This is a genomic window from Pseudomonas moraviensis (assembly GCF_900105805.1).
In the GTDB taxonomy this organism is placed as follows: domain Bacteria; phylum Pseudomonadota; class Gammaproteobacteria; order Pseudomonadales; family Pseudomonadaceae; genus Aquipseudomonas; species Aquipseudomonas moraviensis_A.
Genome location: NZ_LT629788.1, coordinates 3,810,610 through 3,835,588, shown reverse-complemented (window position 1 = coordinate 3,835,588; position 24,979 = coordinate 3,810,610). Strand labels below are relative to the sequence as shown.

The following is a 24,979-nucleotide window of genomic DNA, read 5'->3' as shown; positions in this document are numbered from 1 at the left end:
TTCTAGCGGTCATTCAAGGTGCAGGGTTCGGATGATCCTTGTGAATCGCTTCGATCCCGGCCAACACCTCATCAGACAGTTTCAGATCAAAACTGGCAATGTTGCTGTCCAGCTGTTCCAGCGTCGTCGCGCCTATGATGTTGCTGGTCACGAACGGTTGCTGGGTCACGAACGCCAGGGCCATTTGCGCCGGATCCAGACCGTGCTCACGGGCCAGTGCCACGTAACGGCTGCACGCCGCTTCCGATTGCGGGTTGAAATAGCGGCTGAAGCGGCTGTACAGGCTCAGGCGGCCTTTCGGTGGGCGGGCGCCGCCTTCGTACTTGCCGGAGAGGAAGCCGAACGCCAGTGGCGAATAGGCGAGCAGGCCGCACTGTTCGCGGATGGCGATCTCCGCCAGGCCCACTTCGAAGCTGCGGTTGAGCAGGTTGTAGGGGTTCTGGATCGACACGGCGCGCGGCCAGCCACGGGCTTCGGCCAACGCGAGAAAACGCATGGTGCCCCACGGCGTTTCGTTGGACAGGCCAATGTGGCGGATCTTGCCGGCCTTGACCTGCTCGTCGAGAGCCTCAAGGGTGTCCTCGAGCGGGGTCAGGTTGGCTTCGATCTTGTGCTTGTAGCCCAGCTGTCCGAAAAAGTTGGTGCTGCGTTCCGGCCAGTGCAGTTGGTACAGGTCGATATAATCGGTCTGCAGGCGCTTGAGACTGCCGTCCAGTGCTTCGGTGATGTGGTGACGGTTGTGCCGCAGGTTCTTGTCGCGGATGTAGTCGATGGTGTTGCCGGGGCCGGCGATCTTGCTGGCGAGGATCCAGTCGGCACGGTCACCGCGACGCTTGAAGTAATTGCCGATGTAGCGCTCGGTGGTGGCGTAGGTTTCGGCTTTTGGCGGCACCGGATACATTTCGGCGGTGTCGAGGAAATTGATCCCGGCTTCCTTGGCCCTTTCGATCTGCGCGAAGGCTTCAGCCTCAGTGTTTTGCTCGCCCCAGGTCATGGTGCCGAGGCAGATTGCACTCACGTTCAGGTCGGTACGGCCTAGCTGGCGATAGTCCATCGGGTGCTCCTTGGGCAAAACAATCATAAAAGCAGGTTGAAAAATTTTTCGCAATCTGCATAATTGCCGACCTCTTTCTGCAGTGGAAGTGATGCGCCGCCGCCGAAGAATCTTGCCGTTGAACGGACGCGCCGACCCGAGCCCCCGAAAGCGTCTGTATCCGGCTGCCTTTGACTTGTCAAAGTACGCACTATTCAGTAAGATCCGCCGTCTTATTTACAGGCGGCCCCTGAGGCTATAAAGAATGAAAACTTTTACTGCTAAACCGGAAACAGTAAAGCGCGACTGGTTTGTCGTCGACGCTGCTGGTCAGACCCTGGGTCGTCTGGCCACCGAAATCGCGAGCCGTCTGCGTGGCAAGCACAAGCCTGAGTACACTCCTCACGTTGACACCGGCGACTACATCGTCGTCATCAACGCCGAGCAGATCCGTGTTACCGGCGCTAAAACCACTGACAAAATGTACTACTCCCACTCCGGTTTCCCGGGCGGCATCAAGTCGATCAACTTTGAAAAGCTGATCGCCAAAGCCCCTGAGCGCGTGATCGAGACCGCGGTTAAAGGCATGCTGCCTAAAAACCCACTGGGTCGCGACATGTACCGTAAGCTGAAAGTCTATGCGGGCGCTGCACACCCTCATACTGCTCAGCAGCCCCAAGAACTGAAGATTTAACGGAATAGTTCATTATGTCGGCGACTCAAAATTACGGCACTGGCCGTCGCAAGACCGCAACCGCACGCGTTTTCCTGCGTCCGGGTACTGGTAACATCTCCATCAACAACCGTTCGCTGGATAACTTCTTCGGCCGCGAAACTGCCCGCATGGTAGTTCGTCAGCCGCTGGAGCTGACCGAGACTGTCGAGAAGTTCGACATCTACGTCACCGTGATCGGCGGTGGTGTAAGTGGTCAGGCTGGCGCAATCCGCCACGGCATCACTCGCGCTCTGATGGACTACGACGAAACCCTGCGTAGCGCTCTGCGCAAAGCTGGCTTCGTTACTCGCGACGCCCGTGAAGTTGAACGTAAGAAAGTCGGTCTGCGTAAAGCGCGTAAGCGTCCGCAGTACTCGAAGCGTTAATTCCGCTTCCGCGTTCAAAAAAGGACGCCCGCCTCCTCACGGAAGCGGGCGTTTTTTTATGCCTGCGATTTATCAAAGAATTGCGTTGTGACAACTTGCCACATCCGTAGACCCCCTATACTCCAAGGCTTGAGGGGCTGAGCTCCCGGGAATTAACCTTGTCAGAATTAGGGGTTTTCATTACCATTCGGGCAAAATTTTTATAAGTAACATTTGATTTATTTAGTAGACGCCTGATTTAACAGGCCAAAAAAGCTGATGGGAGAGGACTGAATGAGCAATGACGGCGTGAATGCAGGCCGGCGTCGCTTCTTGGTGGCAGCCACATCCGTGGTGGGTGCTGCAGGAGCGGTGGGGGCTGCGGTCCCGTTCGTGGGGTCATGGTTTCCCAGTGCCAAGGCGAAAGCCGCCGGTGCACCGGTGAAAGTGAATGTCAGCAAAATCGAGCCAGGCCAGCAGATGATTGCTGAATGGCGCGGCCAGCCGGTGTTCATTGTCCGCCGTACGGAGGAAATCCTGGGGAATCTCAAAAAGATCGAGGGTCAGCTCTCCGATCCGACCTCCAAAAACTCCACGCAACCCACTTATGTCGACCCGGAAGTACGCTCGATCAAGCCGGAAATTCTGCTGCTGATCGGGATCTGTACGCACCTGGGTTGCTCACCGACCTTCCGTCCCGAAGTGGCACCTGCGGATCTGGGCAAAGACTGGGTAGGCGGCTATTTCTGCCCGTGCCACGGTTCCCATTACGATCTGGCTGGCCGCGTCTACAAGTCGCAACCTGCGCCTTTGAACCTGCCAGTTCCCCCGCATTCCTATGAGACCGATGACCTGATTGTCATTGGCGTCGATACGGAGAAAGCGTGATGAGCAAGTTCATGGATTGGGTTGATGCGCGCTTTCCAGCGACGAAAATGTGGGAAGACCATCTCAGCAAATATTACGCACCGAAAAACTTCAACTTCTTCTATTTCTTCGGCTCGCTGGCGCTGCTGGTGCTGGTCAACCAGATCGTCACCGGTGTCTGGCTGACGATGAGCTACACGCCGTCGGCAGAAGAAGCCTTTGCTTCTGTTGAATACATCATGCGCGACGTCGAGTACGGCTCGATCCTGCGTCTGCTGCACTCGACCGGCGCCTCGGCATTTTTCATCGTCGTCTATCTGCACATGTTCCGCGGCCTGCTCTACGGTTCGTACCAGAAACCGCGCGAGCTGGTCTGGGTGTTCGGCATGCTGATCTATCTGGCGCTGATGGCTGAAGCGTTCATGGGTTACCTGCTGCCGTGGGGCCAAATGTCGTATTGGGGCGCCCAGGTGATCATCTCGCTGTTCGGTGCGATTCCGCTGATCGGCGATGACCTGACCCAGTGGATTCGGGGTGACTACCTGATCTCCGGAATCACCCTGAACCGTTTCTTCGCCTTGCACGTTGTTGCATTGCCAATCGTGATTCTCGGTCTGGTGGTGCTGCACATTCTGGCGCTGCACGAAGTGGGTTCGAACAACCCTGACGGCGTCGATATCAAGAAGCACAAAGACGAAAACGGCATCCCGCTGGACGGCATTGCGTTCCACCCGTACTACACGGTGAAGGACATTGTCGGCGTCGTGGTGTTCCTGTTCATCTTCTGCTTCATTGTGTTCTTCTTCCCGGAAATGGGCGGTTACTTCCTCGAAAAACCGAACTTCGAGCCGGCCAACCCGTTCAAGACTCCAGAGCACATTGCTCCGGTCTGGTACTTCACGCCGTTCTACGCAATCCTGCGTGCGGTGCCGGACAAGCTCTTGGGCGTTATCGCCATGGGCGCTGCAATTGCGGTGCTGTTCGTACTGCCGTGGCTGGATCGCAGTCCGGTGAAATCGATGCGCTACAAAGGCTGGCTTAGCAAAATCTGGCTGGTGGTGTTCTGCATTTCCTTTGTGATTCTCGGCATTCTGGGCGTTCTTGCGCCGACACCGGGGCGCACGCTGCTGTCGCAGGTCTGCACCTTCCTGTATTTCGCCTACTTCATTCTGATGCCGTTCTACACCCGGCTCGAGAAGACCAAACCGGTTCCGGAAAGGGTGACTGGCTGATGAAAAAGTTATTTCTTGCTCTGATTTTTGCTGCGCTGCCTTCCCTGGTTTTTGCTGCCGAGGGCCATGGTCCAGAACTGGAACATGTCGATATCGACGTCTCCGACAAAGCCGCCCTGCAGGATGGTGCGCGGACTTTTGCCAACTATTGCATGGGTTGTCACAGTGCCAAGTTCCAGCGTTACGAGCGCGTTGCCGATGACCTCGGCATCCCGCACGAATTGATGCTGGAGAAGCTGGTGTTCACTGGCGCCAAGATCGGCGACCACATGAACATCGGTATGCAACCGGCCGACGCCAAAACCTGGTTCGGCGCAGCGCCGCCGGACCTGACGCTGGTGGCGCGGGTGCGCGGTACCGACTGGCTCTACGGTTACCTGAAGTCGTTCTACGAAGATCCGGCGCGTCCATGGGGCGTGAACAACAAGGTCTTCCCGAACGTTGGTATGCCTAACGTGCTGGTTGGCCTGCAGGGTCGTCAGGTGGTCGGCTGCAAACAGGTGCAGATCGTCGAAGACGGCAAGAAACAATACGACCCGCTGACCGGCACGCCGCTGACCCATGAAGCGTGCGATCAACTGACCATCGTGCCGAAGTCAGGTGCCCTGAACGAAGAGCAGTTCGATGAGAAGGTCAAGAATCTGGTAACCTTCCTGGCTTACTCGGCTAACCCGGTTAAGCTGCAACATCAGCGCATCGGTACTTATGTCTTGCTGTACCTGGCGTTCTTCTTTGTGTTCGCCTATCTGCTCAAGCGTGAATACTGGAAAGACGTGCACTGATACGCTTCAAGCATTGCTGTTAATCGCGCGCGCCCAAGGGCGCCTCCGCTAAAGCAGGGTCTGCTCCGTCAGACCCTGCGGGAGGTGCCCTCTGGGCGCGCGCGTTTTTCCGGTTCCGACAAATTCAACAAGCGAGGAGGATCGCCATGGGCGTGACCAATCGGTTGGCCTGTTACTCCGACCCCGCCGACCACTATTCCCACCGAGTGCGCATCGTGCTTGCAGAGAAGGGTGTCAGCGCCGAAATCATTTACGTGGAAGCGGGCCGCCAGCCGCCTAAACTGATTGAGGTGAACCCTTACGGCAGTCTGCCGACGCTGGTCGATCGTGACCTGGCGTTGTGGGAGTCGACCGTGGTGATGGAGTATCTGGATGAGCGTTACCCGCACCCGCCGCTGATGCCGGTTTATCCGGTGGCGCGGGCCAACAGCCGTCTGCTGATTCACAGGATTCAGCGTGACTGGTGCGGACTGGTGGATCTGATTCTGGATCCCAAGAGCAAAGAGGCCGCACGGGTCGTGGCGCGCAAGGAGCTGCGCGAAAGCCTGACCGGCGTTTCGCCGCTGTTTGCCGACAAACCGTTCTTCCTCAGTGAGGAACAAAGTCTGGTGGATTGCTGCCTATTACCCATACTCTGGCGTTTGCCGATTCTGGGTATTGAACTGCCGCGGCCGGCCAAGCCGCTGCTTGATTATATGGAGCGTCAGTTTGCGCGTGAGGCTTTCCAGGCGAGTCTGTCTGGTGTCGAACGCGATATGCGCTAAGGCTTAAGGAGCCGCTATGAACTCCAGTCGACCTTATCTGGTCCGCGCGCTCTACGAGTGGATTGTGGATAACGATTGCACCCCGCACATGCTGGTCAACTCCGAGTACCCGGCGGTGCAGGTGCCACAAGGCTTTGCCAGTGACGGCCAGATCGTCCTGAACATATCGCCGAGTGCCGTGCGTCATCTGCACATGGACAACGACGTTGTGACGTTCGAAGGCCGCTTCGGCGGTGTTCCACACAGTCTCTACGTGCCGATCAGCGCGATTCTGGGCATCTACGCCCGGGAGAACGGCCAGGGCATGGTATTTGACCTCGAGTTGCCGATGGACGACGAGGAAGACATCGATCCGGATGACGACTCGCCGCCACCGGGCAGCGAGCCGCCGCGCCCAAGTGGCCGGCCGAGCTTGAAGGTTGTGAAATAAAAAAAGGCGATCCGGATGGATCGCCTTTTTTGTGCCTGACGTTTGCGGTCAGTCGATGTATTCGAACAGCTTCACGATCTTCTGCACGCCGGACACACCCTGAACGAGATTGGTCGCCTGAGTGGCTTCCTGTTTGGTCAGCAGGCCCAGCAGGTAGACGATGCCGTTTTCGGTCACGACCTTGATGCGCGAGCCAGGAATGCTGGCATCGGTGAGCATCTGCGTCTTGATCTTGGTGGTCAGCCACGCATCGTTCTGACGGGCGAGCAGGGAGGACGGTTGCAGTACTTGCAGCTCGTTGTGGACTTTCTTCACGCGCTGGACGTTGGCGGCGGCTTGTTCAGCCTTGGCCTTAAGGTCCTCGCGTGGCGTCTGGCCGGCGAGCAGGACGACACCGTTGAAACTGGTGATCACGATGTGTGAATCGTTGTCCAGAGCCGGGTCGGCCTTGGCGATGTTCACGCCCGCCTTGGTTTCGATCAACGAGTCGTCGATCTTGCTGCCGAAGGTGCGCGTGCCACGGTCGTCTTCGATCGGCGCTTCACGGCTGGCATTCACCACCGAGGTGCAGCCGCTGATGCCGAGGCACAGGGTCAAGGCCAGAAGGCCAAGGCGATTAGGGGTCATTCTTCACTCCCGAACAGTTGGCTGTCGATCAGATCGCAAAGGCAATGGATCGCCAGCAAGTGGACTTCCTGAATACGTGCAGTGACGTAGGCCGGGACGCGGATTTCGACGTCCTCGGGCAGCAGCAGCGACGCCATGCCGCCGCCATCGCGTCCGGTCAAAGCTACGACAATCATTTCGCGATCATGTGCGGCCTGGATCGCTTGAATAATGTTCGCCGAATTACCGCTGGTCGAAATCGCCAGCAGCACATCGCCTGGCTGGCCGAGGGCGCGGATCTGCTTGGAGAACACTTCGTTGTAGCTGTAGTCGTTGGAGATCGAGGTGATCGTCGAGGTGTCGGTGGTCAGCGCAATCGCTGGCAGGCTTGGACGCTCGCGCTCGAAGCGGTTGAGCAGTTCCGACGAGAAATGCTGAGCGTCGCCGGCCGAGCCGCCGTTGCCGCACGAGAGCATTTTGCCTTCGTTGAGCAGGGCGTTGACCATGATCTGGCTGGCTTGCTCGATGTGCGGTGCAACTACGTTCATCGCCTGTTCTTTGGTGTCGATACTGGCCTTGAAAAGCTGGCGAATTCGGGATTGCATGTCCATCTGTGTGACCTTAAGTGGCGCGGCTGTTCGGCACGTGAATGTGCAACCCGCAAAGCAAAGAGCAAAATGTGTCGGACGAAAACGGGGCAGCGTGCAGGCGATCAACTGTCGAAAGCATTCTGCAACCAGTTCAGCTGATCGGGGTGGCTTTCGATCGCCACCACATCGAAGCGGCAGGGGGAATTGGCCCAACGCGACTCGCGCTGAAGAAAATACTGTGCTGCAAAGATCAGTTTCTGCTGCTTGCGCTCGTCGATACTGGCGAGCGCGCCACCCCATTGAGTGTTTTTTCTGTAGCGAACTTCAACGAATACTACTGTATCGCCATCAAGCATGACCAGATCAAGCTCGCCGCGTTTGCATAACCAGTTCTGCGCCAGCAGGCGCAGCCCGTGTTGTTGCAGATGTTCGAGCGCCTGGCGCTCGGCATCCTTGCCGCTTTGCGAGCGTGACCTGTCGGGCATCAGCGCGGCGTGTCCGGCAGACGCTGTACCTGACCGCTGACGAACTGCGCCCAAGGCAACTGACGCACAACGCGCTGGGTCTGGGTCATGCCGAGGCTGCCCGACTGACCTTCGATGCGGCTGTCCGGCAGGGCTTTGAGCTGGCCCAGGCGTGGAGCGAGACGGTAGGCATCGGCGCCCATGGCGTACAGGCGACCAAGGCTGCCGTTGGCTTGCGGCCATTGTGCAGTGACTTGCTGGCGCAGCGGATCGCTGGTTTCCAGCAGCCATGGGGTTTCGCAGAAGCGAATGCCGTTCATATCGTTGTACTGGTTGATGTCGCCGCTGGCGCTGTAGACGTGAGAAGTCGCGTAGACCGGCACGTCACCGGCGTACTGGAAATTCAGGGTCGGTTTGATCTGCTGGGCTTGCTGCGGGGTCGCGGCGAGGAAGATGAATTCAATATCCTGACGGCGCGACGGCTGGGCGGCAACGTTAGTGCCGGCAACGTTCTGCAGGCTCTTGGCGCGGGCTTCGCTCTGACGCAGCTGGAACATGTCGGCAATCTGCTGGGCCAGTTGCACCGGCTGATCAACACGCTCGGTGGCAACGATGCTGCCGCCGTTGGCTTGCCAGTCCTGGCTGAAGGCGCGCAGAACGCGATCGCCCCATTCGCCCTTCGGCACCATGATCGCAGCGCGATGCAGACCATCGGCGCGGGCGCGACGGGACACTTCACGAGCTTCGTCTTCAGCCGCCAGACCGAACTGGAACAATTGCGCCGGGCCCTGCTCGCCTTCGCTGTAGTTCAGCGCAAGGGTGGTGATCGGCAGTTGCGGGCGAGTGCTCAGCTGTTTGACCAGGGGTTTTTCCAGCGGGCCAACCACCAGTTGCACGCCGTCAGCCTGAGCCTTGCGATAGAACTCGTCCATCGAGGTCAGTTTCGAACTGTCGTAGAACTCGATGGCAGGTGGGTTCTGCCCGGCCTGCTGCGCCTGATAATGCGCGGCCATGAAGCCTTCACGCAGTGCTTTGCCGACCGACGCCAACTGGCCGTCCTGTGGCAGCAGCAGGGCGATTTTGCTCAGTGGCTGGCTGGCCAGTTCCTTGAGTTTGGTCAGCGGCAGCGGCAGGTTGATTGCGGCTGGGTGCTTTGGATTCTGCGCGCGCCAGGTGTCGATCGCGGCTTGCTGCTGCTCCAGCGTACCGGCGGTTTTCACCGCTTGCGCCAGCGCCATCCAGCCGCCGAGATCATCGGTGGTGTTGGGTTGCAGTTGATCGGTTGGCAGCGAGGCGATCAGGGTCCAGATCGCTTCGTGGTTCTTGCTCGCCGCTTCGCCTTCCAGCATCGGCGCGATGAACACACGCTCGCGAGCAGCGGCGAGCGTCTGGCCATCAGCTTCAAGGGCGCGGGCGTGAACAGTGCCGGTGCGGACTTGCTGCTCTTGCGGCATTTCACCGAGCTTCTGGAAGCTTGGATGACTCAGGGCAGTCAGCGCGGCTTTCGGCTGATTGCGGGTCATGGCCAGTTCGGCGGACAGCGTGTTGGCGAAAATCTGCTGGCCCGGCTTGAGTTGCTCCACCGGCACTTGTTGCAGGATTTGCGCGGACTGGCCGGCATTGCCTTGGCGGTAAGCCTGGTCCGCTGCGCTCAGGCGCAGCAGGGCGGCTTGTTCCGGGGTCTTGGCCTGGGCAGCCTGTTCGAGCAGTTGCTCGATGCTGGCGTCCGGAGTCCGTGGAAGTTCGCCAAGGCTGGAGGAAGGGGAGCTGGCACACGCGGCCAACAAGGCAGCGAGGCAGAGGGCAGTGAACAGCCGCAGGCAAGCGATCATGTAAGTGTTCCTGATACTCGATCAAATTAGCGTGGAATTGTACCCAAGCACTGGCCGGGGCGCGATGTTACTGGTGTGAATCGGTCAATTTAGCTGGCGTAAATGTTGCGCAAGCGCACAACCGTGGGAAAAACCGCGTTTGGCTGGAGCGCATCGCAATCCTCATGACGCGCTACAATGGCCGCTTTTACCGATCACGAGGTGTGCGCTTTGACTGCTCCAGGTCCTTTGAATTCCGCTGCTGGCTCGCTTTATGTGGTGGCGACGCCCATCGGCAACCTGGACGACATCAGCGCCCGGGCCCTGAAGATCCTCCGCGAAGTGGCGTTGATCGCGGCGGAAGACACGCGGCACTCGGCGCGTCTGATGCAGCACTTCGGTATCGGCACGCCGTTGGCCGCGTGCCACGAGCACAACGAACGGGATGAGGGTAGCCGCTTTATTACCCGGTTGCTGGCGGGCGACAACGTGGCGCTGATTTCCGATGCCGGCACGCCATTGATCTCCGATCCGGGTTATCACCTGGTGCGTCAGGCCCGGGCGGCCGGCATCAATGTGGTGCCGGTGCCGGGTGCCTGCGCGTTGATTGCGGCGCTGTCGGCGGCGGGATTGCCGTCCGATCGTTTCATCTTCGAAGGCTTCCTGCCGGCCAAATCGGTCGGGCGCAAGGCGCGTCTGGAAGCGGTAAAAGAAGAACCGCGCACATTGATCTTCTATGAGGCGCCACATCGCATTCTCGAATGTTTGCAGGACATGGAAGCGGTGTTCGGTGGCGAGCGTCAGGCATTGCTGGCGCGGGAAATCACCAAAACCTTCGAAACCCTCAAAGGCCTGCCGCTCAGCGAACTGCGTGCGTTCGTCGAGTCCGACAGCAATCAGCAGCGCGGCGAGTGCGTGGTGCTGGTGGCCGGCTGGACCGCGCCAGAGTCGGAGGACGCGGTCAGCAGTGAAGCCATGCGCATCCTCGATCTGCTGCTCGAAGAAATGCCGCTCAAGCGCGCCGCCGCACTGGCAGCGCAAATCACCGGCGAGCGCAAAAACGTGCTTTATCAGGTGGCGCTGGATAAACAGAAAGGCGTGTAAGCCGTCGCCCATGGCGTTCCTGAGGGTTTTAGCGCTTGTTCTTCCGGCGCTCTGCCGTTAACCTTCGCGGCGGAGAGTCGATCGGACAGTCGCTGCCCTCTATGAAAATTAGGGGGGGGAGGAAAGTCCGGGCTCCATAGGGCGAAGTGCCAGGTAATGCCTGGGAGGCGTGAGCCTACGGAAAGTGCCACAGAAAATAACCGCCTAAGCGCGCAAGCGCCGGTAAGGGTGAAAAGGTGCGGTAAGAGCGCACCGCACGTCTGGCAACAGTTCGTGGCTAGGTAAACCCCACTTGGAGCAAGACCAAATAGGGTCCCAAGGCGTGGCCCGCGCTGGGACCGGGTAGGTTGCTAAAGATGTCCAGTGATGGCCATCGTAGACGAATGACTGTTCAAGACAGAACCCGGCTTACAGATCGACTCTCCACCTTTTTCTTTCCCTGCTTGAAACAAAGAAGACGCGGCTGTGTAATATCAGTCGGCCTGGTCTGAAATTCCGGCAGCGGCAAACGCGGTAATAGCCTTTTCCCACCCTGCTTCAATCAACAGCCGAAGCGCATTCGTAATACCGAAAAAATCTTACTCTTAACAAACTACTTTAACTTTCGAACGCAGCTTTCAGTGCTGTATCAGGTTATTGGTCAAAACTTCACGTCAGATTCTCGTTGAGCCTCCTTTTACGTCGCTAAATCTCCGTTCTGTAAGGCTTTTCCTTTAATCCGCGCCTTGACGGTGTGGTGGGCGCATTCCTATAGTGTGCGCAAGTGGCGGAAAGTGGCATGAAGTGGGTTTTTTGAGCTCAAAACGATAAAAATTGGAGAAACGCTGACGTGTTTCGCGGAGCTAACGCTATCAGTCTCGATGCAAAGGGCCGTCTCGCCATGCCGAGCCGGTACCGTGACGAGCTCGATTCGCGTAGTTCCGGCCAATTGATCGTGACCATTGATGCCGTTGATCCGTGTCTGTGTGTCTATCCGCTCGACGAGTGGGAAATTATTGAAACCAAGTTGCGCGCACTCCCTTCGCTTCGCGAAGAGAACCGTCGGCTGCAGCGTTTATTGATTGGTAATGCCGTCGACCTCGAACTCGATGGCAGTGGTCGTTTCCTGGTTCCGCCGCGTTTGCGCGAGTACGCCAAGCTGGACAAGCGCGCGATGCTGGTCGGCCAACTGAACAAGTTCCAACTGTGGGACGAGGATGCATGGAACGCGGTATCTGCCGCTGACCTTGCTGCTATTCAACAACCGGGCGCGATGCCTGATGAACTGCGTGATTTGATCCTGTGACTATTGATAGCGGCTTTAACCACATCACCGTACTGCTTGACGAAGCCGTCGAGGCGCTCGCCGTACGTCCTGATGGCTGCTATCTGGACGGCACATTCGGGCGCGGCGGGCACAGCCGGTTGATCCTCAGCCAGCTTGGGCCGGACGGTCGACTTATCGGATTCGACAAGGATCCACAAGCGATTGCCACCGGGCAAGCGCTAGCGGCCGAAGACGGCCGCTTTGTCGTTGTGCAGCGCAGCTTTGCCGAGCTCGGTTCGGTGGTTGCCGAACAAGGCCTGACCGGCAAGGTCAGCGGCATTCTGCTCGACCTCGGCGTGTCGTCGCCGCAACTTGACGACGCCGAGCGTGGCTTCAGCTTCCTCAATGACGGGCCGTTGGACATGCGCATGGACCCGTCCCGTGGCATCAGCGCCGCCGAATTCGTCAACACCGCGCCGGTGGAGGAAATCGCCCGGGTGTTCAAGGAATACGGTGAAGAACGTTTTTCCGGGCGCATGGCCCGTGCCGTCGCTGAGCGTCGTGACATCAAGCCATTCGAGCGCACCGCCGATCTGGCCGAAGTGCTGAAAGTCGCCAACCCGGCGTGGGAAAAGGGCAAGAACCCGGCCACTCGCGCGTTCCAGGGTTTGCGCATTCACGTCAATAACGAACTGGGCGACCTGGAAGCCGGCCTCGACGCCGCCCTGGAAGCGCTGGAAATCGGCGGTCGTCTGGTGGTGATCAGCTTCCACTCGCTGGAAGACCGCATCGTCAAACTGTTCATGCGCAAGCTGGTGAAAGGCGAAGCCGACAACCTGCCGCGCAACCTGCCGGTTCGCCACGTCGCCTTCGAACCGAAAATCAAAGTCCACGGCAAAGCCCAGACGGCCTCCGACGCCGAGCTCAAAGCCAACCCACGTTCCCGTAGCGCCGTCATGCGTGTCGCGGAGAAGTTGCGGTGAGCAAGCTTTTCGCCAAGCCACTGCCCGGCGGCAGCTTTCTGATGCTGCTGCTGTTTATCGGCGTGCTGTTTTCGGCGATCGCCGTGTCGTACAGCGCGCACTGGAACCGGCAGTTGCTCAACACCCTGTACAACGAGCTCAGCGTGCGCGACAAGGCGCAGGCCGAGTGGGGTCGGCTGATTCTCGAGCAGAGCACCTGGACTGCGCACAGCCGCATCGAAGTGCTGGCGACCGAACAACTGAAAATGCACATCCCTGGCGCGGCTGACGTGAAGATGGTGGCGCCATGATGAAACTCGAAGGCGCACTGTTCCCATGGCGCTTCCGCCTGATGGTGGCGCTGCTCGGCCTGATGGTCGCGGCGATCTGCTGGCGCATCATCGACCTGCAAGTGGTCGACCGTGATTTCCTCAAGGGGCAGGGCGACGCACGCAGCCTGCGGCACATCCCGATTCCGGCGCACCGTGGCCTGATCACTGACCGTAATGGTGAGCCTCTCGCCGTCAGCACGCCGGTGACCACGCTGTGGGCCAATGCCAAGGAAATGCAGACTGCCAAAGAGAAGTGGCCGGCACTTGCCGCCGCGTTGGGTCAGGACCCGAAAGCCCTGAGCGAACGTCTCGAAGCCCAGGCCAACAAGGAATTCATTTATCTGGTGCGCGGGCTGACCCCCGAGCAGGGCCAGGCTGTGCTCGATCTGAAAGTGCCGGGCGTGTACGGCATCGAAGAATTCCGCCGCTTCTACCCGGCCGGTGAAGTCACCGCGCACATGGTCGGCTTTACCGACATCGACGATCACGGTCGTGAAGGCGTCGAGCTGGCCTATGACGAATGGCTGGCCGGGGTGCCGGGCAAACGACAAGTCATCAAGGATCGCCGTGGCCGGCTGATCAAGGATGTTCAGGTCACCAAAAACGCCAAGGCCGGCAAGCCCTTGGCGTTGTCGATTGACCTGCGTCTGCAATACCTGGCCAACCGTGAGCTGCGCAACGCGATCATCGAGAACGGCGCCAAGGCCGGCAGTCTGGTGATCATGGATGTGAAGACCGGCGAGATTCTGGCCATGGTCAACCAGCCGACCTACAACCCGAACAACCGTCGCAACCTGCAACCGGCGATGATGCGCAACCGCGCGATGATCGACGTGTTCGAACCGGGTTCGACCATGAAAGCCATTTCCATGAGCGCGGCGATCGAGACCGGTCGCTGGAAACCGAGCGACACCGTCGAGGTGTATCCGGGCTCGTTGCAGATCGGCAAGTACACCATCAAAGACGTGTCGAAGACCGAAGGCCCGGTGCTCGATCTGACCGGCATCCTGATCAATTCCAGTAACGTCGGCATGAGCAAGGTCGCCTTCGATATCGGCGGCGAAACCATTTTCCGTCTGGCGCAGAAAGTCGGCCTCGGTCAGGACACCGGCCTGGGCTTCCCCGGCGAACGCGTCGGCAATCTGCCGAACTATCGCGAATGGCGCAAGGCTGAAACTGCAACCTTGTCTTACGGCTACGGTATCTCCGTGACCGCAATCCAGCTGGTGCACGCGTTCTCGGCGCTGGCCAACAACGGCCGTCTCGCGCCGCTGACCCTGATCAAAACCGACAAGATGCCGCAGACCACCCAAGTGCTGCCCGAAGCCGTGGCGAAAACCATGCAGGGCATGTTGCAGCAAGTGATCGAAGCGCCGCGCGGCGTGTTCCGTGCGCAGGTTCCGGCGTACCACGTCGGCGGCAAGTCGGGTACCGCGCGCAAGACCTCGGTCGGTACCAAGGGCTACGCGGAAAACTCCTACCGTTCGCTGTTCGCCGGTTTCGGCCCGATGAGCGATCCGCGTTACGCCATCGTTGTGGTGATCGATGAACCGACCAAGGCCGGTTACTTCGGTGGTCTGGTCTCGGCGCCAGTGTTCAGCCGTGTGATGTCCGGCACCCTGCGCCTGATGAACGTGACCCCGGACAACCTGCCGACCACGCAACAGGCCAACGCCACCCCGGTCGTTCCGCTGAAAGCCAATGGAGGGCGCGGCTGATGTCATTAAGTCTGAACAAGATATTCCCCCACGCCGGCCACGATCTGTTGATCCGTGAACTGGCGCTGGACAGCCGCAACGTGCGCGCCGGCGACCTGTTTCTCGCCGTGCCCGGCGGCCGTTTCGATGGCCGCGCGCACATTGCCGATGCCTTGCAACGCGGCGCGGCTGCCGTGGCTTATGAAGTCGAAGGCGCGACCGTGCTGCCAATCACCGACGTGCCACTGATTCCTGTGAAAGGTCTCGCGGCGCAGCTGTCGGACATCGCCGGGCGTTTTTACGGTGAGCCGAGTCATCACCTGAACCTGATCGGCGTCACCGGCACCAACGGCAAGACCAGCGTGACCCAACTGGTCGCGCAGGCACTGGATCTGCTCGGTCAGCATTGCGGCATCGTCGGCACCCTCGGTTCCGGTTTTTATGGCGCGCTGGAAAGCGGCCTGCACACCACGCCGAACCCGATTGCCGTGCAAGCGACCCTGGGTGACCTGAAAAAGGCCGGCGCCAAAGCCGTGGCCATGGAAGTGTCGTCCCACGGTCTGGATCAAGGGCGGGTTACCGCGCTGGCATTCGACGTGGCAGTGATGACCAACCTGTCCCGCGATCATCTGGATTATCACGGCACCATGCAGGCGTACGCCGAGGCCAAGGCCAAGCTGTTCGCCTGGAATGACCTGAAGTGCCGGGTGGTCAACCTCGACGACGATTTCGGCCGGCAACTGGCGGCGGAAAAACGCGAGTCGCGCTTGATCACCTACAGCCTGCTCGACAGCAGCGCTTACCTGTTCTGCCGCGAAGCGCAGTTCGACGACCACGGCGTGCGCGCCACACTGGTCACGCCGCAGGGCGAACACCACCTGCGCAGCACGCTGCTCGGCCGTTTCAACCTGAGCAACGTCCTGGCCGCAGTCGGCGCCTTGCTCGGTCTGGATTACGCCCTCGACGAAATTCTCAAAGTGCTGCCGAAGCTCGAAGGCCCGGCCGGTCGCATGCAGCGTCTGGGCGGCGGCACGCAGCCGCTAGTGGTGGTCGATTACGCCCACACCCCGGATGCCCTGGAAAAAGTGCTCACCGCACTGCGCCCGCACGTCAAAGGCCAACTGCTGTGCCTGTTTGGCTGCGGCGGCGATCGCGACCGCGGCAAGCGTCCGTTGATGGCCGAAGTGGTCGAGCGTCTGGCCGATCAGGTGCTGGTTACCGATGACAACCCGCGCACCGAAGATCCTGCTGTGATTTTCGACGACATCCGCGCCGGTTTTACCGCTGTGGATAAAGTCACTTTCGTCGCCGGTCGCGGCCAGGCCATCGCGCAATTGATTGCCGGCGCGACTGCTGACGACGTGATTGTCCTGGCCGGCAAAGGTCATGAGGACTATCAGGAAATCAACGGCGTGCGCCATGCGTTTTCCGATCTGGTCGAGGCCGATCATGCCCTGACCGCGTGGGAGGTGGCCCATGCTTAAGGCCCTGACACTCAGCGAATTGACCAACGCGCTCGAAGCCCGTCTGATCGGCAGCGATGCCAGTTTCAACGGCGTGAGTATTGACAGCCGCGCGATCCAGCCCGGCCAACTGTTCATTGCCCTGACTGGCCCGCGTTTCGACGGCCACGATTATCTGAATGATGTCGCTGGCAAAGGCGCCGTGGCGGCACTGGTCGAGCGCGAAGTCGCCGACAGCGCTCTGCCGCAACTGCTGGTCAAGGACACCCGTCAGGCCTTGGGCCAACTCGGCGCCTTGAACCGTGCTGCGTTCACCCAGCCAGTAGCGGCGGTGACCGGTTCCAGTGGCAAGACCACGGTCAAGGAAATGCTCGCGAGCATCCTGCGCACGCGCGGTCCGGTGCTGGCGACCCGTGGCAACCTGAACAACGACCTCGGCGTACCGCTGACCCTGATCGAGCTGGCGCCGGAACACACCTCGGCTGTCATCGAACTGGGCGCTTCACGTCTGGGCGAGATCGCTTACACCGTCGGCCTGACCAAGCCGCACGTGGCGATCCTGAACAACGCCGGCACCGCTCACGTTGGTGAGTTCGGCGGTCCGGAAAAAATCGTCGAAGCCAAAGGCGAAATCATCGAAGGTCTGGCCGCCGATGGCATCGCCGTGCTCAACCTCGATGACAAGGCTTTCGGTATCTGGAAGACCCGCGCGGCAGGCCGTCAGGTATTGACCTTCGCCCTGAGCAACAGCGAGGCGAATTTCCATGCCAGTGATCTGGCCACCGATGCTCGGGGCTGCCCGGCGTTCAATCTGCACACGCCGGAAGGCAGCGAGCGCGTGCAACTGAACCTGCTCGGTACCCACAACGTCGCCAATGCTTTGGCCGCCGCCGCTGCTGCTCACGCCTTGGGCGTGTCGCTGTTCGGCATCGCCACCGGGCTCGGCGCGGTGCAACCGGTCAAGGGACGTACCGTCGCGCAACTGGCGAAAAACGGCATGCGCGTGATCGACGACACCTACAACGCAAACCCCACCTCGATGTGCGCGGCCGTTGATATACTCGCCGGCTTTTCCGGCCGCACCGTCCTGGTGCTCGGGGATATCGGCGAGTTGGGCGACTGGGCGGAGCAGGGGCACCGCGACGTGGGCGAGTACGCCCGAGGCAAGGTTTCCGCGCTTTACGCAGTCGGGCCGAACATGGTCCACGCCGTAAACGCTTTCGGTGAGCAGGCGCAGCACTTCGGCACACAGGCCGAGCTGATCCAGGCCCTCGCCGCCGAGCAGGACACAAACACCACCATTTTGATCAAGGGTTCGCGCAGCGCAGCGATGGAAAACATCGTTGCGGCTCTGTGCGGGTCCAGTCTGGAGAAACATTAATGCTGCTGCTGCTAGCGGAGTATCTGCAACAGTTCTACAAAGGCTTCGCGGTCTTTCAGTACCTGACCCTGCGCGGGATTCTCGGTGTGCTGACCGCGCTGGTTTTGTCGCTGTGCTATGGCCCGTGGATGATCCGTACTCTGCAGAACCGTCAGATCGGCCAATCGGTACGCAATGACGGCCCGCAATCGCATCTGTCCAAATCCGGCACGCCGACCATGGGTGGCGCGCTGATTCTGTCGTCGATCGGCGTCAGCACCTTGCTCTGGGCTGACCTGAGCAACCGCTACGTCTGGGTGGTGCTGCTGGTGACCCTGCTGTTCGGCGCCATCGGCTGGGTCGACGATTACCGCAAAGTCATCGAGAAAAACTCCCGTGGCCTGCCGAGCCGCTGGAAATACTTCTGGCAGTCGGTGTTCGGCCTCGGCGCGGCGATCTTCCTTTATATGACCGCCGCAACGCCGGTGGAAACCACGCTGATCCTGCCGATGCTCAAGGACTACAGCATTCCGCTGGGCGCCGGCTTCATCGTGCTGACCTACTTCGTGATTGTCGGTTCGAGCAACGCGGTCAACCTGACTGACGGCCTCGACGGTCTGGCGATCATGCCGACGGTGATGGTCGGCGGCGGCCTGGGGATTTTCTGCTACCTGTCGGGCAACGTGAAATTCGCCGAATACCTGCTGATTCCCTACGTGCCGGGCGCGGGCGAACTGATCGTGTTCTGCGGTGCGCTGATTGGTGCCGGCCTCGGTTTCCTCTGGTTCAACACCTATCCGGCGCAAGTGTTCATGGGCGACGTCGGTGCACTGGCACTCGGCGCGGCGCTGGGCACCATCGCCGTGATCGTGCGCCAGGAAATCGTCCTGTTCATCATGGGCGGCGTGTTCGTGATGGAAACCCTGTCAGTGGTCATTCAGGTTGCCTCCTTTAAGCTGACCGGTCGCCGCGTGTTCCGCATGGCGCCGATACACCACCACTTTGAACTCAAGGGCTGGCCCGAGCCGCGCGTGATCGTCCGTTTCTGGATCATCACCGTTATTCTTGTCCTGGTCGGCCTTGCCACCCTGAAGCTGAGGTAGAACGAGTGTCTCTGATCGCTTCTGACCACTTCCGCATCGTTGTCGGCCTCGGCAAGAGCGGCATGTCCCTGGTTCGCTTCCTGGCGAACCGGGGCACGTCGTTTGCCGTGGCCGACACGCGGGAAAATCCACCGGAACTGGCCACGCTCAAGCGTGACTATCCGCACGTGGAAGTGCGTTGTGGCGAGCTGGACGTCGAATTCCTCTGCCGTGCCGACGAGCTCTACGTGAGTCCCGGCCTGGCGCTGGCGACCCCAGCCCTGCAAGCCGCCGCGGCCCGTGGCGTGAAAATGTCCGGCGACATCGAGCTGTTCGCGCGTAACGCGCGGGCGCCGATCGTCGCAATCACCGGTTCCAACGCGAAAAGCACCGTGACCACGCTGGTCGGCGAGATGGCGGCTGCGGCCGGCAAGCGCGTCGCTGTTGGCGGCAACCTCGGCACCCCGGCGCTGGACCTGCTCAGCGACGACGTCGAGCTGTACGTGATGGAGCTGTCGAGTTTTCAGCTGGAAACCACCGACCAGCTCAACGCCGAAGTCGCCACCGTGCTGAACATCAGCGAAGACCACATGGATCGCTACAGCGGTCTGCCGGCGTATCACCTGGCCAAGCACCGGATCTTCCGTGGCGCGAAGCAGTTCGTGGTCAATCGTCAGGATGCCCTCAGCCGCCCATTGATCGGCGAAGGCCAGCCTTGCTGGACCTTCGGCCTGAGCAAACCGGATTTCAAAGCGTTCGGTATCCGCGAAGAAGATGGCGAGAAGTATCTGGCCTTCGAATTCCAGAACCTGCTGCCGGTGCGTGAGTTGAAAGTTCGCGGCGCACATAACCAGTCCAACGCTCTTGCAGCCTTGGCATTGGGTCACGCCGTCGGCCTGCCGTTCGACGCCATGCTCTCGGCACTGCGCACGTTTACCGGACTCGAACACCGCTGCCAGTGGGTGCGTGATCTCGACGGCGTGGCCTACTACAACGATTCCAAAGCCACCAACGTTGGCGCCGCGCTGGCTGCCATCGAAGGCCTGGGTGCGGACATCGACGGCAAGGTCATCCTGATCGCCGGCGGTGACGGCAAGGGCGCCGAATTCAACGATCTGCGCGATCCGGTCGCCGCCAATTGCCGCGCCGTGGTGCTGATGGGCCGCGACTCGGACAAGATCGGCGAAGCCATTGGCGATGCCGTGCCGTTGATCCGCGCGACCTCGCTGGTCGACGCCGTCGAGCAATGCCGCGCCGCTGCCCAGCCGGGTGACGTGGTGCTGCTGTCGCCGGCCTGCGCCAGTTTCGACATGTTCAAGAATTACGAAGACCGTGGTCACCAGTTCGTCCGCGCTGTGGAGGAACTGGCATGAACCTGAGAAACATCATCAAGCCGTACCCGTCGCCGCTGATCACCGGGCGTGGCATCGACCTCGATTTCCCGATGCTCGCCGGGTGCCTGGCGCTGCTCGGCCTGGGCCTGATCATGATTGCCTCGGCGTCCACCGAAGTGGCGGCGGCGCAGTCGGGCAGTCCGCTGTATTACATGATTCGCCACCTTATTTATGTGGTGCTGGGTCTGGGCGCGTGCATCGTCACCATGATGATCCCGATCGCCACCTGGCAGCGCCTCGGCTGGATGATGCTGATCGGTGCGTTCGGCCTGCTGGTGATGGTGATCATCCCCGGCATCGGACGAGAAGTGAACGGTTCGATGCGCTGGATCGGTTTCAGCTTCTTCAACGTGCAGCCGTCGGAAATCGCCAAGGTGTTCGTGGTGATCTACCTCGCCGGCTATCTGGTGCGCCGGCAGAAAGAAGTGCGCGAGAGCTGGATGGGCTTCTTCAAGCCGTTCATTGTCCTGCTGCCGATGGCCGGTCTGTTGCTCATGGAGCCGGACTTCGGTGCCACCGTGGTAATGATGGGCGCGGCGGCGGCGATGCTGTTTCTTGGCGGGGTCGGACTGTTCCGTTTCTCGCTAATGGTGGTGCTGGCGGTCGGCGCAGTGGTGTTGCTGATCCAGATGCAGCCCTATCGAATGGCGCGTCTGACCAACTTCGCCGACCCGTGGGCCGACCAGTTCGGCGCCGGTTATCAACTGTCGCAAGCCTTGATCGCCTTCGGTCGCGGCGAGTGGCTGGGCGTCGGCCTGGGCAACAGTGTGCAGAAGCAGTTCTACCTGCCGGAAGCGCACACCGACTTCGTGTTCTCGGTCCTCGCCGAAGAGCTCGGTGCGGTCGGTTCGCTGTGCACTGTCGCGCTGTTCGTGTTCGTGTGTATTCGCGGCATGTACATCGGCCTGTGGGCGGAGAAAGCCAAACAGTTCTTCGCCGCTTATGTGGCGTACGGCTTGTCGTTCCTGTGGATCGGTCAGTTCCTGATCAACATCGGGGTGAACGTCGGCCTGCTGCCCACCAAGGGCCTGACCTTGCCGTTCCTCAGTTACGGCGGCAGCTCGCTGGTGATCTGCTGCGCCTGTCTGGGCCTGTTGCTGCGCATCGAGTGGGAGAGTCGAACCCACCTGGGCAGCGAAGAGATGGAATTCCAGGAGAGCGACTTCGCCGAGGAGCCGACTCATGGGCGCTAACGTATTGATCATGGCCGGCGGTACCGGCGGCCACGTGTTCCCGGCGCTGGCCTGTGCCCGCGAGTTTCAGGCGCGCGGCTATACCGTGCACTGGCTCGGCACACCACGCGGCATCGAAAACGAACTGGTCCCGGCGGCAGGGCTTGAACTGCACCGGATCAACGCCAGCGGTCTGCGCGGCAAGGGCAAGCTGTCGCTGCTCAAGGCGCCGTTGATGCTGCTGAAATCGGTGTGGCAGGCGCGGGCGATCATGCGCCGCTTGAAACCCGTATGCGTCGTCGGTTTCGGCGGTTATGTGACTGGCCCTGGTGGCCTTGCCGCGAAACTGGCTGGCGTGCCGGTGATCGTTCATGAGCAGAACGCTGTCGCCGGCACCGCCAATCGGTTGCTGGTGCCGTTCGCCGCCCGAGTGTGTGAAGCGTTCCCCGACACCTTTACTCTGTCGGACAGCCGCCGTACCACCGGTAATCCGGTGCGCAGCGAGCTGTTCCTCGAGACATCGCGACCGGCGCTGGCCGGGCGCAGAGCGCGTTTGCTGATCCTTGGCGGCAGCCTGGGCGCAGAACCGTTGAACAAATTGCTGCCTGAAGCCCTGGCCCAAGTCGCTGCCGACCTGCGCCCGGAAGTGTTCCATCAGGCCGGCAAAAATCACGATGAAGTGACTGCCGAGCGTTACCGCGCCGCGGGCGTGGACGCGCAGGTGCAGCCGTTCATCAAAGACATGGCCCAGGCCTATGGCTGGGCTGACCTGGTGGTGTGCCGCGCCGGCGCGCTGACCATCAGTGAGCTGGCGGCCGCCGGTCTGCCCTCGATGCTGGTGCCTTTGCCCCACGCGATCGACGATCACCAGACCCGCAACGCCGATTATTTGGCCCGCGAAGGCGCTGCCTTCCTGATGCCGCAAAGAACGACTGGTGCCGCGGATCTTGCCGCGCGCCTGACAGAGGTCTTGATGCAACCGCAACGACTCGAAGCAATGGCCCAAGCGGCCCGCCGACTGGCCAAACCCGATGCCACCCGTAGCGTGGTCGATACCTGTCTGGAGGTGGCCCATGGTTGAGAATCAGAAAGCCATGCCACAACCGGAAATGCGCCGCATCCGGCGCATCCACTTCGTCGGCATCGGCGGCGTGGGCATGTGCGGTATCGCTGAAGTGTTGTTGAACCTGGGCTATCAAGTCTCCGGTTCCGACCTGAAAGCGTCGCCGGTCACCGAGCGCCTGGAAACCTTCGGCGCGCAGATCTTCATCGGTCACCGTGCCGAGAACGCCGCTACCGCCGACGTGCTGGTGGTGTCGAGCGCAGTGAACACGTCCAACCCGGAAGTCGCGACCGCCCTTGAGCGCCGCATTCCAGTGGTACCGCGCGCAGAAATGCTCGCCGAGCTGATGCGCTATCGCCACGGCATCGCCGTCGCCGGTACCCACGGCAAAACCACCACCACCAGCCTGATCGCTTCGGTGTTCGCGGCCGGTGGTCTGGATCCGACGTTCGTGATCGGTGGTCGTCTGAATGCAGCGGGCACCAACGCTCAGCTGGGCACCAGCCGTTACCTGATCGCCGAAGCCGACGAAAGCGATGCGAGTTTCCTGCATCTGCAGCCGCTGGTGGCCGTGGTCACCAATATCGACGCCGACCACATGGCGACCTACGACGGTGACTTCAACAAACTGAAGAAAACCTTCGTCGAATTCCTGCACAACCTGCCGTTCTACGGTTTGGCGGTGATGTGCCTGGACGATCCAGTGGTGCGGGAGATCCTGCCGCTGGTGAAACGTCCGACCGTGACCTATGGCTTCAGCGAAGACGCCGATGTGCGCGCAATCAATGTGCGTCAGCAGGGCATGCAGACCTTCTTTACCGTGCTGCGCCCGGATCGCGAGCCGCTCGACGTGTCGGTGAACATGCCCGGCAACCACAACGTGCTCAACTCGCTGGCGACCATCTGCATCGCCACCGACGAAGGCGTCAGCGATGAAGCGATTGTCCAGGGCCTGTCAGGCTTCCAGGGTGTCGGTCGGCGCTTCCAGGTCTACGGCGAACTGCCGGTGGACGGCGGCAACGTGATGCTGGTCGACGACTACGGTCATCACCCGACCGAAGTCGCTGCCGTGATCAAAGCCGTGCGCGGTGGCTGGCCGGAGCGTCGTCTGGTGATGGTCTACCAGCCACACCGTTACAGCCGCACCCGCGATCTGTACGACGACTTCGTCAATGTGCTGGCCGATGCCAACGTGCTGCTGCTGATGGAAGTCTATCCGGCCGGCGAAGAGCCGATCCCGGGCGCCGACAGCCGCAAACTGTGCAACAGCATCCGCCAGCGCGGTCAGCTCGACCCGATCTACATCGAGCGTGGTGTCGATCTGGCGCCGCTGGTCAAGCCGCTGCTGCGTGCCGGCGACATTCTGTTGTGCCAGGGCGCCGGTGATATCGGCGGTCTCGCACCGAAACTGTTGAAAAGTGAGTTGTTCGCCGGCGCCGTGGCGGCGTCGGTCGAGGGGAAGTTGAAATGACTGCTGCCTACGCCAAGCTGTTTTCCACGATCGCGCCAAAAGACTTCGGCCGCGTCGCCGTGCTCTTCGGCGGCCTGAGTGCCGAGCGTGAGGTGTCGCTGAAATCCGGTAACGCCGTGCTCGAGGCGCTGCAAAGCGCTGGCGTGGATGCGTTCGGTATCGATGTGGGCGAAGACTTCCTGCAGCGTCTGCTCAGCGAAAAGATCGACCGCGCGTTCATCATTCTCCACGGTCGCGGCGGTGAAGACGGCAGCATGCAGGGCCTGCTCGAGTGCGCCGGCATCCCGTACACCGGCAGCGGCATTCTTGCTTCCGCACTGGCGATGGACAAGCTGCGCACCAAGCAGGTCTGGCACAGCCTCGGGATTCCGACGCCGCGTCACGCCGTGCTGTGCAGCGAAGCCGATTGTATTTCGGCAGCGACGGAACTGGGCTTGCCTTTGATCGTCAAACCGGCGCATGAAGGTTCAAGTATCGGGATGGCCAAAGTGAATTCTGCGTCCGAGTTGATCGACGCATGGAAAGCGGCCAGTACCTACGATTCGCAAGTGTTGGTCGAGCAATGGATTCAAGGTCCGGAGTTCACCATCGCCACCCTGCGTGACCAGGTGTTGCCTCCTATCGCCCTGGGTACACCGCACACATTTTACGACTACGACGCCAAGTACATCGCCAACGATACCCAGTACCGCATTCCGTGCGGACTGGACGCGGCCAAGGAACAGGAACTCATGGGACTCACGGCCAAGGCCTGTGAGGCGCTGGGTATCGCCGGTTGGGGCCGGGCGGACGTAATGCAGGACGCCGACGGGCAGTTCTGGTTCCTTGAAGTCAATACCGCACCGGGCATGACCGATCACAGCCTGGTGCCGATGGCGGCGCGGGCTGCCGGTCTGGATTTCCAGCAACTGGTTCTGGCCATTCTGGCCGCCAGCGTTGAAGACGCAGGCGCAACAGAGGCGCGAGGTTAAGAC

General features: G+C 60.7%; 25 protein-coding genes and 1 other RNA gene. 21 read left to right on the top strand and 5 right to left on the bottom strand.

The window, feature by feature from the left end; translation table 11 throughout:
- Positions 1 to 13: 13 nt before the first annotated feature.
- Entirely contained in the window at positions 14 to 1,054 is a 1,041-nt protein-coding gene (locus tag BLU71_RS17035; protein WP_083353548.1) for an NADP(H)-dependent aldo-keto reductase, read from the bottom strand.
- 244 nt (positions 1,055 to 1,298) lie between these two features.
- On the opposite strand from BLU71_RS17035, the gene rplM reads away from it, so the two are divergent.
- The 7 genes from rplM to BLU71_RS17000 all read left to right on the top strand — a co-directional run bounded on the left by rplM (position 1,299) and on the right by BLU71_RS17000 (position 6,188).
- Entirely contained in the window at positions 1,299 to 1,727 is a 429-nt protein-coding gene (gene rplM, locus BLU71_RS17030; protein WP_003228062.1) for a 50S ribosomal protein L13, read from the top strand.
- Positions 1,728 to 1,741: 14 nt separating this feature from the next.
- Positions 1,742 to 2,134, top strand: a complete 393-nt coding sequence (gene rpsI / locus BLU71_RS17025; protein ID WP_003228056.1) for a 30S ribosomal protein S9 — start codon at positions 1,742 to 1,744, stop codon at positions 2,132 to 2,134.
- Between the two features lie 273 nt (positions 2,135 to 2,407).
- Entirely contained in the window at positions 2,408 to 3,001 is a 594-nt protein-coding gene (gene petA, locus BLU71_RS17020) for a ubiquinol-cytochrome c reductase iron-sulfur subunit (protein WP_007917031.1), read from the top strand.
- The gene (locus tag BLU71_RS17015) at positions 3,001 to 4,212 is read left to right on the top strand and encodes a cytochrome b (RefSeq protein ID WP_042608381.1); all 1,212 of its coding nucleotides are present in this window, start codon (positions 3,001 to 3,003) and stop codon (positions 4,210 to 4,212) included. The genes petA and BLU71_RS17015 overlap by 1 nt, the downstream gene beginning before the upstream one ends.
- Positions 4,212 to 4,994, top strand: coding sequence for a cytochrome c1 (locus BLU71_RS17010; protein WP_042608380.1), 783 nt, complete (start codon positions 4,212 to 4,214; stop codon positions 4,992 to 4,994). Before BLU71_RS17015 ends, BLU71_RS17010 begins: the two co-directional genes overlap by 1 nt.
- A 146-nt stretch (positions 4,995 to 5,140) precedes the next feature.
- Positions 5,141 to 5,758 (top strand): glutathione S-transferase N-terminal domain-containing protein, encoded by a 618-nt coding sequence (locus BLU71_RS17005; RefSeq protein WP_007961620.1) that lies wholly within the window; start codon positions 5,141 to 5,143, stop codon positions 5,756 to 5,758.
- 16 nt (positions 5,759 to 5,774) lie between these two features.
- On the top strand, positions 5,775 to 6,188 hold the full coding sequence (locus BLU71_RS17000; RefSeq protein WP_016773263.1) for a ClpXP protease specificity-enhancing factor: 414 nt from the start codon (positions 5,775 to 5,777) through the stop codon (positions 6,186 to 6,188).
- Positions 6,189 to 6,236: 48 nt separating this feature from the next.
- Here BLU71_RS17000 and BLU71_RS16995 read toward each other — a convergent pair whose 3' ends face one another.
- From BLU71_RS16995 to BLU71_RS16980, 4 genes are all read right to left on the bottom strand, one after another.
- Entirely contained in the window at positions 6,237 to 6,815 is a 579-nt protein-coding gene (locus tag BLU71_RS16995) for a BON domain-containing protein (protein ID WP_024014250.1), read from the bottom strand.
- Positions 6,812 to 7,405: a phosphoheptose isomerase gene (locus BLU71_RS16990; protein WP_042608379.1), complete on the bottom strand. Its 594-nt coding sequence runs from the start codon at positions 7,403 to 7,405 to the stop codon at positions 6,812 to 6,814. The genes BLU71_RS16995 and BLU71_RS16990 overlap by 4 nt, the downstream gene beginning before the upstream one ends.
- 101 nt (positions 7,406 to 7,506) lie before the next feature.
- Positions 7,507 to 7,869: a YraN family protein gene (locus tag BLU71_RS16985; RefSeq protein WP_042608378.1), complete on the bottom strand. Its 363-nt coding sequence runs from the start codon at positions 7,867 to 7,869 to the stop codon at positions 7,507 to 7,509.
- Positions 7,869 to 9,680 carry a penicillin-binding protein activator gene (locus tag BLU71_RS16980; protein ID WP_083353547.1) on the bottom strand — a complete coding sequence of 604 codons (1,812 nt, stop codon included), beginning with the start codon at positions 9,678 to 9,680 and terminating at the stop codon, positions 7,869 to 7,871. The genes BLU71_RS16985 and BLU71_RS16980 overlap by 1 nt, the downstream gene beginning before the upstream one ends.
- Positions 9,681 to 9,857: 177 nt before the next feature.
- Between BLU71_RS16980 and rsmI the strand changes: the two genes are divergently transcribed.
- The 14 genes from rsmI (at position 9,858) to BLU71_RS16910 (ending at position 24,976) form a co-directional block, all read left to right on the top strand.
- A complete protein-coding gene (rsmI, locus tag BLU71_RS16975; protein ID WP_016773267.1) occupies positions 9,858 to 10,763 on the top strand; it encodes a 16S rRNA (cytidine(1402)-2'-O)-methyltransferase in 906 nt (301 codons plus the stop codon).
- Positions 10,764 to 10,836: 73 nt separating this feature from the next.
- An RNA gene (gene rnpB, locus BLU71_RS16970) (RNase P RNA component class A) lies at positions 10,837 to 11,190 on the top strand.
- A gap of 402 nt (positions 11,191 to 11,592) precedes the next feature.
- Complete coding sequence (mraZ, locus tag BLU71_RS16965; RefSeq protein ID WP_007917012.1) at positions 11,593 to 12,048, top strand: division/cell wall cluster transcriptional repressor MraZ; 456 nt, start codon at positions 11,593 to 11,595, stop codon at positions 12,046 to 12,048.
- Entirely contained in the window at positions 12,045 to 12,992 is a 948-nt protein-coding gene (rsmH, locus tag BLU71_RS16960; RefSeq protein WP_042608376.1) for a 16S rRNA (cytosine(1402)-N(4))-methyltransferase RsmH, read from the top strand. Before mraZ ends, rsmH begins: the two co-directional genes overlap by 4 nt.
- Positions 12,989 to 13,282, top strand: coding sequence for a cell division protein FtsL (gene ftsL / locus BLU71_RS16955; protein ID WP_016773269.1), 294 nt, complete (start codon positions 12,989 to 12,991; stop codon positions 13,280 to 13,282). The genes rsmH and ftsL overlap by 4 nt, the downstream gene beginning before the upstream one ends.
- Positions 13,282 to 15,021 carry a peptidoglycan D,D-transpeptidase FtsI family protein gene (locus BLU71_RS16950; protein ID WP_172667898.1) on the top strand — a complete coding sequence of 580 codons (1,740 nt, stop codon included), beginning with the start codon at positions 13,282 to 13,284 and terminating at the stop codon, positions 15,019 to 15,021. The genes ftsL and BLU71_RS16950 overlap by 1 nt, the downstream gene beginning before the upstream one ends.
- Positions 15,021 to 16,484, top strand: coding sequence for a UDP-N-acetylmuramoyl-L-alanyl-D-glutamate--2,6-diaminopimelate ligase (locus BLU71_RS16945; RefSeq protein WP_039761379.1), 1,464 nt, complete (start codon positions 15,021 to 15,023; stop codon positions 16,482 to 16,484). The genes BLU71_RS16950 and BLU71_RS16945 overlap by 1 nt, the downstream gene beginning before the upstream one ends.
- Complete coding sequence (locus BLU71_RS16940; RefSeq protein ID WP_065616616.1) at positions 16,477 to 17,844, top strand: UDP-N-acetylmuramoyl-tripeptide--D-alanyl-D-alanine ligase; 1,368 nt, start codon at positions 16,477 to 16,479, stop codon at positions 17,842 to 17,844. Before BLU71_RS16945 ends, BLU71_RS16940 begins: the two co-directional genes overlap by 8 nt.
- Entirely contained in the window at positions 17,844 to 18,926 is a 1,083-nt protein-coding gene (gene mraY / locus BLU71_RS16935) for a phospho-N-acetylmuramoyl-pentapeptide-transferase (RefSeq protein WP_016773275.1), read from the top strand. The genes BLU71_RS16940 and mraY overlap by 1 nt, the downstream gene beginning before the upstream one ends.
- Before the next feature lie 5 nt (positions 18,927 to 18,931).
- On the top strand, positions 18,932 to 20,278 hold the full coding sequence (gene murD / locus BLU71_RS16930; protein WP_042608373.1) for a UDP-N-acetylmuramoyl-L-alanine--D-glutamate ligase: 1,347 nt from the start codon (positions 18,932 to 18,934) through the stop codon (positions 20,276 to 20,278).
- Positions 20,275 to 21,492, top strand: coding sequence for a putative lipid II flippase FtsW (gene ftsW / locus BLU71_RS16925; protein WP_016773276.1), 1,218 nt, complete (start codon positions 20,275 to 20,277; stop codon positions 21,490 to 21,492). The genes murD and ftsW overlap by 4 nt, the downstream gene beginning before the upstream one ends.
- Positions 21,482 to 22,552 (top strand): undecaprenyldiphospho-muramoylpentapeptide beta-N-acetylglucosaminyltransferase, encoded by a 1,071-nt coding sequence (murG, locus tag BLU71_RS16920; RefSeq protein ID WP_083353546.1) that lies wholly within the window; start codon positions 21,482 to 21,484, stop codon positions 22,550 to 22,552. Before ftsW ends, murG begins: the two co-directional genes overlap by 11 nt.
- Positions 22,545 to 24,005, top strand: coding sequence for a UDP-N-acetylmuramate--L-alanine ligase (gene murC, locus BLU71_RS16915; protein ID WP_042608371.1), 1,461 nt, complete (start codon positions 22,545 to 22,547; stop codon positions 24,003 to 24,005). The genes murG and murC overlap by 8 nt, the downstream gene beginning before the upstream one ends.
- The gene (locus tag BLU71_RS16910; RefSeq protein WP_083353545.1) at positions 24,002 to 24,976 is read left to right on the top strand and encodes a D-alanine--D-alanine ligase; all 975 of its coding nucleotides are present in this window, start codon (positions 24,002 to 24,004) and stop codon (positions 24,974 to 24,976) included. Before murC ends, BLU71_RS16910 begins: the two co-directional genes overlap by 4 nt.
- Positions 24,977 to 24,979: the final 3 nt, after the last annotated feature.